This window comes from Ferroacidibacillus organovorans, from assembly GCF_001516615.1.
GTDB classification, from domain to species: Bacteria; Bacillota; Bacilli; order Alicyclobacillales; family SLC66; genus Ferroacidibacillus; species Ferroacidibacillus ferrooxidans_B.
Window position 1 is genome coordinate 1 of the sequence record NZ_LPVJ01000066.1, and the last position, 7,385, is coordinate 7,385.

The following is a 7,385-nucleotide window of genomic DNA, read 5'->3' on the forward strand; positions in this document are numbered from 1 at the left end:
AATCATTGACAAAATCCTTCGTCAATGCGGATAACAAAAAACCGCTCATTCACCGTCAAACAGCGCGAGCGGCTACAGTATCCACGAGCAGGAGGGTAACTTCCTGCTCTTCGTTTGGACAAATATAAGCAGCAACTTTGGTCATTTGGGGACAACTTTTTGAATCCGGGGTCTTCTGATCGGTTGGGGCCACTGAACAACTGCCTGAGTGGTCTCGAGGGCCGACACGGGGCATACCTCAGGATTTTGATATCGGCGTCACGGATTCAGGTAATCCACCATGATCCATTTTTATCCCAACTGAGAGCGCGTTTGTTAATAATTCATCTTTTGATTTTACAAGTTTGAACATACGGTCACTTAGTCTGAGATATTCTTCTGAAGTTACGATATTTCCTTTAAGTCCATGTAAAACAGCTAGTTTTCTAAAGATGCGACCTCTAATGATCACAGTATCATGATCGTCCAATATGCGTAATGCCTCGAGGCAGTGAAACTCAGCTACATCATAATCTCCTGATTCCTGAAAGTAATCTGCTATTTCTTCGATTACACTGCATTCCTCCACTGTCATGTTTTTAGTAGCATACTCTTTTCTACATTTCCGGAGAAGCGAATAGGCTTCTTGCTTCTGTCCCTTGTTCAATAGGATAATTGCTAAATTATGGTATATTTGAGTCGCCATATAGTTATGGTTATTTTTACTAATGTGCATTATTTTAGTGATTATGGAATAAGATTCATTTATGAAGTTCATCTTAACTAGAACTAGGCTTAGTCCTAAACCTGCTTGAACTTGCAGTTTGAAATTGCCTTGTAAGCCGGCGTTTCGAAATGTGTGCTCATATGATTTTTTAGCCCGAGAAAAGTCTCCTTGTCGGTACTGACAGCTTCCTAGATATAGCGAAGCACGGGCATGACATTGACCTAATCTCTTAGAGCCACTGGATAAAGCAATTATTTTTTCGTAGTAGTATATAGAATTGGTAAATTGCTCCATTAGTAACATAGTATCAGCAACCACCATAAAGTACTCGATAACAGTATCTCTTTCTATACTACTATGGACATATTTAAGCCCAGGTTCCAGCACGTCAAGACAGTCATACAGTCGATTCATAGTTTTTAGACATTTGGCTAGAATCAAACGTGCTTCTAGCTCTAGGTCAGGAACTCCATAGGACAGACTTAGTCTGACAGCTTCTCTTGCATGCACGTGGGACTTGGCATAATCCTGAATCTCAAGAAAATCAGAAGAATTTGTGATAAGAAGTTTTATTGTACCCCACATGGATTCTGACGAAAGAAAGTATTCAAGTGGACGATTTAAAGAGCTAGATATTAAGGTCAGCGTCTCTAGCGAAGGTGTAGTTATACCATTTTCGACTTGACTTATATATCCCCTGGTTACACCGACTGCATCTGCAACTTGGCGTTGAGATAAACCTGTTTCTTTTCGCAATTGGCGTAATTTATGTCCTAAATTTGTGTTCAAAGAGCATTCTCCTTCTAGGGGATACATATACTAACCCCATGTTAATAAAAATTTTTGATAAATTCCAGTATATTTTTAGTTGGAGGTAGATTCCAGTGAAACTAGGTTCAGTACTTTTCGTATTAGTAATGATTGCCAGTATGACTCTAATGAGTCCTAATGATGGCTATGTACCAATTCCAACTACGCAATCAAGCATGAGTACGTAAGGATTATTTTCGATGAGCCTTCAATTCTATGAAAGGAGGTGAGAATATGGCGAACTTGAAGCAGGATAATACGAACGAAGAGGAAAACATTGAAGTTGATCTCGAGGTTGAGGAATTGTCCTTTTCATTTGGGGAACCACGTCCGACTACTTAATAGTCTGAAATAATTTGGTGTGGGCATCCACCCACACCAAATTATAGTTCAGTATAAATATCAATAAAAGGTGGATGATCTTTGCATAGTATAAATAAGACGCCAAATTGGGAATATGACTCGAACCAATTATCGTGGGAAAGAGGAGTTTTTTACAATTCCCTGAAGTCACGGTTTTGGAAGCTTACCGGGCAGAGTGTTGATGTTCTTAAAAACACAAAGGGAATCGACCCTGAGTTCTGCTTCGAAGTACTTCAAGTATCACTTGGTAGCCTGAACGAGAATCTACTTAGGAGGTTGCTATCAAGACCTTGTTCGTGTGCTGGTTCATTGGTGAATTACAACGGCCGGTTTGATTTGCTTGAACAACCCTGGGTGACCTTTGGCCTCAGGACGATTGAAAGCAGCTTAGCGCTAGAAAATGGAGATCTAAAGTTGATGGATCAGGCACTTGCTAAACCACATTACTTTAAAATATTAGATTCCCTCGAGCTTCTACGAGGATGTTGTGCGGAAGCTTGGGAGGAGGTCACGGGACTCCTAACAACATGTGTATTCGTTCAAAGTACCAGCCTTCGTTCCTCTAGTGTCCCAAGTACTTTTGGTGCCATATATATTAGTCCGAAACATGATTGGGTGATACCGAATTACATAGATTTATTAGTTCATGAATCCTCCCATTACTCTTTGTACATTAAGAGTAAGTTAGCGAAATTCTTGAACAATCCAACTCAACTTGCAAAATCCCCCTTGAGGGATGACCGTAGACCGCTTATTGCAGTGCTTCACGCGGTATACGTCTTGGTTCGTGTGTCGTTTGTGTTGAAGCGGTGGATTGAGTTGGATTATCCTAACCGCGATGTCGCGTCGGAACTGTATGAACAATATCGCCTCAAGGCTAAACATGGGCTAACTGTTTTACATGATACCGGTGAATGGACTGTAGATGGCGTTGAATTGTTGCGCAACTTCGATAAGTCAGTTGGATCTATTACTGATTATTAGTATTTGGGGGTTGATTGGAAATGACGAATAGCTTCCCTTACTGTGGTTTCCGGTTTCCAATAATAGCTGCAGAATATGAACTCATCAAGGTGAACGCTACCGACATTTTGTTCAATGGGATTTACGGTCGGCATGTAAGGATTAAAAACATACATCCTGTAGTGCGGTCAGTAGTGCATTTGTGTGATGGGACACAAAGCACGGAAGACATCGTTTCTAAAACAACTGAGTTGCACAAGGTCTCCCCCGATTCTGTCATAAACATACTGATGCAGCTATATAAGAAAGGGGTCATAAAGGACAACTTTGAACATGAAATGCCTGAATGGATGTCTGAATCCGATATGGATAGATATAAAACACTCCTGTATTGGTTCGATGGGTTTTGTGAAGAGGGAGAAACTCCTTATGAGTTTATGGGCAAACTTAAACATAAACGTGTCGGCATCATTGGAGTTGGTGGGACAGGTTCTCTCATTTCGATGATGCTAGCAGCCACAGGCATTGGCTATCTTCGTCTTGTGGATGGAGACGTTGTTGAACGTTCGAATTTGGTGCGACAGATTTTTTACAGTGAGTCTTCTGTTGGTTCCATGAAAGTGGATGTATTAGGGGAATGCGTTAGGGGTCTTAATCCTAGTGTTGCATTGCAACTGATTCCTAAGTTTATTACAAGTTGCGATGAGCTACCTAGCTTAATAAGGGATTTGGATTTTGTATTCTTACAGGCCGACGAACCACGATTTGTCCTTAACAGATGGGTTAATAAGGCGTGTGTAGAATATGGTGTTCCATATATCAATAGTTTTGCTAATCTGATTGGACCGATCTTTGTGCCGGGAAAATCGCCGTGTTTTGCTTGTGTAGAACAGCACATTAAGAGCACCTTCCCTACAGAGTATTATGATTCAGTCATTCTCGGTCTTCAAAGTTCTAGACCGAGAAAGTATCCATCCATCGCTAGTGGTATTACCCTAACTGCCCATTATCAATTTAATGATGCGATCGCTTATCTTACTGGAATTTTCCCTCCAATAACCGCTAATGGAGCGATAAAGTTGAGTCTTCAATCACCCTTTGGTGAGATAGAGGAAATCGCTCGGAATGACGACTGTCCTGTATGTGGAGAAACCTATGTTGTCTGATGTCTGTAAAGATCAACGCACACTGGACGAACTGAAACGTTATGTCGTTCCCGAAGTTAAGATATCCCGAATCGCCGACGTTACCGGGTTAGACTGCATAGGTATGCCTGTGTTTCAGGCAATTAGACCGCTGTCCAAAAACTATTGCGTATCCCAAGGGAAGGGGCTGTCATCAGTCCAGGCCTCCATTTCAGCCATAATGGAGTCAGTTGAAATGTTTCATGCTGAGGAAATGGCTGTCTCGGAAAAGGCCTCAATCCGGAGTGCTCAACAAGTTGTAACTTATGATATTAGATCACTTCAGTTAAATGATGATATCACAATCAACGACACCATACCGCTAGAGTGGACCTCAGCAGTTGATCTGTATTCGGCACGTGAAGAACTTATTCCTAAGGAAATTTGCTCGATGGATCTAACTGTAACAGACAATGCCTACTATTCTCCGTTCCGAAAAACTTCCAACGGACTTGCTGCCGGGCTAGACAGAAACTCAGCCATGCTCCATGGGTTATACGAGGTATTAGAACGACACATAGTATATACTCATTTGCCGGTTGATGTTGATCTGGTCTCCATAACCGGTGCTGTGCGAGATTTAATTCGTAGGCTTAAACTGATGAAGATCGACGTCCGTGTAAAATATTTCGCGAACGACTATAACCTTCCATGCTTTAAGGTGCAGCTTCTTCAGGAAGGTATGAGGGTGGGATTCACTGGAACCGGATGTGATTCCAGTAGGAATAAAGCCCTAGAAAAAGCGTTTGCAGAGGCAGTTCAGTCAAGACTGACCCTTATTACCGGCAGTCGCGACGATATACGCAGTGAATTTTATGCTACAGAGGTTCCTGAAATCCAACCTCTTCCTAGGGCTGTAAAGTTGGTCACTATGAATCACCTGTCTGATAGCAAGTATTCAAACAAATTTGATGAACTTAATGACGTACTGGCTACGCTCTTTACGGCTAATCTTAGACCGAAGTTCAAAGATTTGAGTAGGAATATTGGTGTGTATGTAGTGTTTATACTAATTCCAAGTCTTACATTTAAGGGGAAACACTGATGAGTACTTACGTTTTTGTAGGACCAACAATTAGCGAAGATCAGATTCTTAGTATAATTCCAGGAGTCAATATACTCCCGCCCATACAACGGGGCGATCTTATTAGACTGCGTCCACATCAGGGAGATGTAGTGCTCATAATAGATGGCTACTTCGGAACAAAACCATCCATTCAGCATATGGAAGTCATACATGCCATAGGTAAAGGGTGTGTCGTGATAGGTTGTTCGAGCATGGGAGCTCTACGAGCAAGTGAGATGGATAAAGTAGGCATGATTGGTGTGGGTGAAATATATGATATGTACAGAACTGGGGTTATTGATGGAGACGACGAGGTAGCTGTACTTCATGATGAGGAGAACTACCGGACCTATTCAGAACCATTAGTGAACATAAGGGTTAACCTTGACAGGGCAGTAGATAAAGGTCTTCTATCACGCGAGTTGAAAGGTAAGCTAATTAGTAATATGAAGCGTAGGTGGTTTGGAGAGAGAACTTATGAAACCCTTATCAATGAGTGCCGAAAGTTACCCGATGTGAATGCCGAGGACTTAGAGCGATTTTTGGACCTTCAAGCTATAGATTTAAAGAAGCTAGATTCCATTAGAGCGATATCTTTGATAGCCGAGACATCGCAATGGAGAATGCCAATCATTCAATTCCCATTAACGAGTTTTGCGTACCATCTAGTACAAGAGTTTAACATAGCCGGAAAGAACAAGTCGGGGCATTCGTTTACAGTGGACGATGTATTGAATCTAGTTAGATTGTTATTTGATGACTTCAAGGAGGCTTATCAAGAGGTTTGTGTGCAGTATCACATGGGGCAGGAGGCGGTTGTTACAGACGACTTTTTTTTATCCCCTCATGCAACCTCCGGGAGTCCTGCACACTGATCCTCTCGTAGTCCTTATAGCACAGAGAAATTGGTACTCATACGCGGTCAAGGCTTTGAGTCAGACCACACGAGATTCGTCTATTCGAAAATCTATAGCTAAACTGGAAATGATTTACTCAAAACACTGGCGTGTAAAAGATTGGCGTCACGAGATTAAGTTAAGGGGATTCTACAATGCGCAACATTTTAGGGACACTTGCGGAAAAGAAATGATCTTAGAGGCTATAGGAGGAGTTGAACCATGAGTTTGTTTGAGAATATATATGTAATTAGAAATAAGAATGCATATTATTATCTTGGTGCAAACTTACTTTCGATGATTGGTGATTGGGTATATTTTGTAGTAGTCACAGCCGTTCTCTATAAAACTGGCGGGCTAAGCTCAGTAGCGTTACTAAGTGTTATCCGACAGATCCCATTTATTCTGTTGGTACCAGTAGCTGGCGTTATTATTGATTACTATTCAAGGAGGAAATTGGTCTTCATTTCCGCCATTGTGAGCGCCTTGTCAATGTTGGGGCTCTGCTTCATATTGTGGTTCAATATTTCTAATGTATGGGTTATATTTCTCTGTGTTCTAGTGAACGCTCTTGCGGGAACAATTTCGCGTCCGATACAAATGGCAGTCATGCCTAAATTAGTTGATACAAAATCACTCTTGTCATTGAATACGCTTTCCAACGTTAGTGGGACTGTGGCACTAATTGTGGGTCCGATGCTCGCTAGCCTCTTTTTAGCCATACACCATAATTCTGTTGCGTTTTTGTTTAATTTGATGGTTGTGTTAGTGCTGCTGTCTGTGATGCTGTTACTCCCCCGTTCTATATATGAAATAAATGCTGATTCAGAGTTTGAGATAAGCTCTATGTTCTCCTTTAAACGTGTACTACGTGTACTAAAAGACTGGAAGGCTGTCTTTGTAGACTTTATACATAACGATGTTATGCTTACCGTTCTGATGTTTCTATTAGTAAATCATATTGTTGTCGGCGCAATATGGGTCTTAATTCCAGAGATGACGCGAGTGACAAGCGTCGGATCCGTTGGAATCGGCTATATGAATACTGCAGTGGGTGTTGGATCGGTGGTGGGTGCTCTATTGGGAGGGTGGTTTGGAAGGAAATCCCTCAAGGTAAGTACGATCACTGGGGTGATTGGTATGGGATTGTCGGTGTTTTTGCTTTCCGTTACAAACTCTCTCTTTATGATATACGTAAGCTTTGCGCTTATCGGCCTATTTGCAAATATCAGTGATGGTCCAATGTGGACTATTCTACAAAATAATACGGATGATTCTAATGCAGGAAGAGTCTATTCTAGTATTGATTCGTTTACAGTATTGTAAGCGTAAAATAGCCACCACGTTAATGAAACGTAGCGGCTAGAAATAGTACGTGTATCGGTCAAGATCACGAC

At 41.5% G+C, this 7,385-nt stretch carries 6 protein-coding genes; 5 read left to right on the plus strand and 1 reads right to left on the minus strand.

The window, feature by feature from the left end; genetic code table 11:
* Positions 1–238: 238 nt before the first annotated feature.
* Positions 239–1,495, minus strand: coding sequence for a helix-turn-helix domain-containing protein (locus ATW55_RS13805; protein ID WP_067719101.1), 1,257 nt, complete (start codon positions 1,493–1,495; stop codon positions 239–241).
* Between the two features lie 801 nt (positions 1,496–2,296).
* Between ATW55_RS13805 and ATW55_RS17395 the strand changes: the two genes are divergently transcribed.
* The 5 genes from ATW55_RS17395 (at position 2,297) to ATW55_RS13830 (ending at position 7,314) form a co-directional block, all read left to right on the plus strand.
* Positions 2,297–2,863 (plus strand): aKG-HExxH-type peptide beta-hydroxylase, encoded by a 567-nt coding sequence (locus tag ATW55_RS17395; RefSeq protein WP_423742969.1) that lies wholly within the window; start codon positions 2,297–2,299, stop codon positions 2,861–2,863.
* 20 nt (positions 2,864–2,883) lie between these two features.
* Positions 2,884–4,008: a HesA/MoeB/ThiF family protein gene (locus ATW55_RS13815; protein ID WP_067719111.1), complete on the plus strand. Its 1,125-nt coding sequence runs from the start codon at positions 2,884–2,886 to the stop codon at positions 4,006–4,008.
* A complete protein-coding gene (locus tag ATW55_RS13820) occupies positions 3,968–5,071 on the plus strand; it encodes a YcaO-like family protein (protein ID WP_082685875.1) in 1,104 nt (367 codons plus the stop codon). Before ATW55_RS13815 ends, ATW55_RS13820 begins: the two co-directional genes overlap by 41 nt.
* Entirely contained in the window at positions 5,071–5,967 is an 897-nt protein-coding gene (locus ATW55_RS13825) for a TfuA-like protein (protein WP_067719118.1), read from the plus strand. The genes ATW55_RS13820 and ATW55_RS13825 overlap by 1 nt, the downstream gene beginning before the upstream one ends.
* Before the next feature lie 243 nt (positions 5,968–6,210).
* Positions 6,211–7,314 (plus strand): MFS transporter, encoded by a 1,104-nt coding sequence (locus ATW55_RS13830; RefSeq protein WP_067719122.1) that lies wholly within the window; start codon positions 6,211–6,213, stop codon positions 7,312–7,314.
* Positions 7,315–7,385: the final 71 nt, after the last annotated feature.

What these genes read in the sequence shown, in the direction of transcription:
- ATW55_RS13820 (WP_082685875.1), top strand. Translation starts at nt 3,968, where the DNA reads ATGACGACTGTCCTGTATGTGGAGAAACCTATGTTGTCTGATGTCTGT.
- ATW55_RS13830 (WP_067719122.1), top strand. Translation starts at nt 6,211, where the DNA reads ATGAGTTTGTTTGAGAATATATATGTAATTAGAAATAAGAATGCATAT.
- ATW55_RS17395 (WP_423742969.1), top strand. Translation starts at nt 2,297, where the DNA reads ATGGATCAGGCACTTGCTAAACCACATTACTTTAAAATATTAGATTCC.
- ATW55_RS13825 (WP_067719118.1), top strand. Translation starts at nt 5,071, where the DNA reads ATGAGTACTTACGTTTTTGTAGGACCAACAATTAGCGAAGATCAGATT.
- ATW55_RS13815 (WP_067719111.1), top strand. Translation starts at nt 2,884, where the DNA reads ATGACGAATAGCTTCCCTTACTGTGGTTTCCGGTTTCCAATAATAGCT.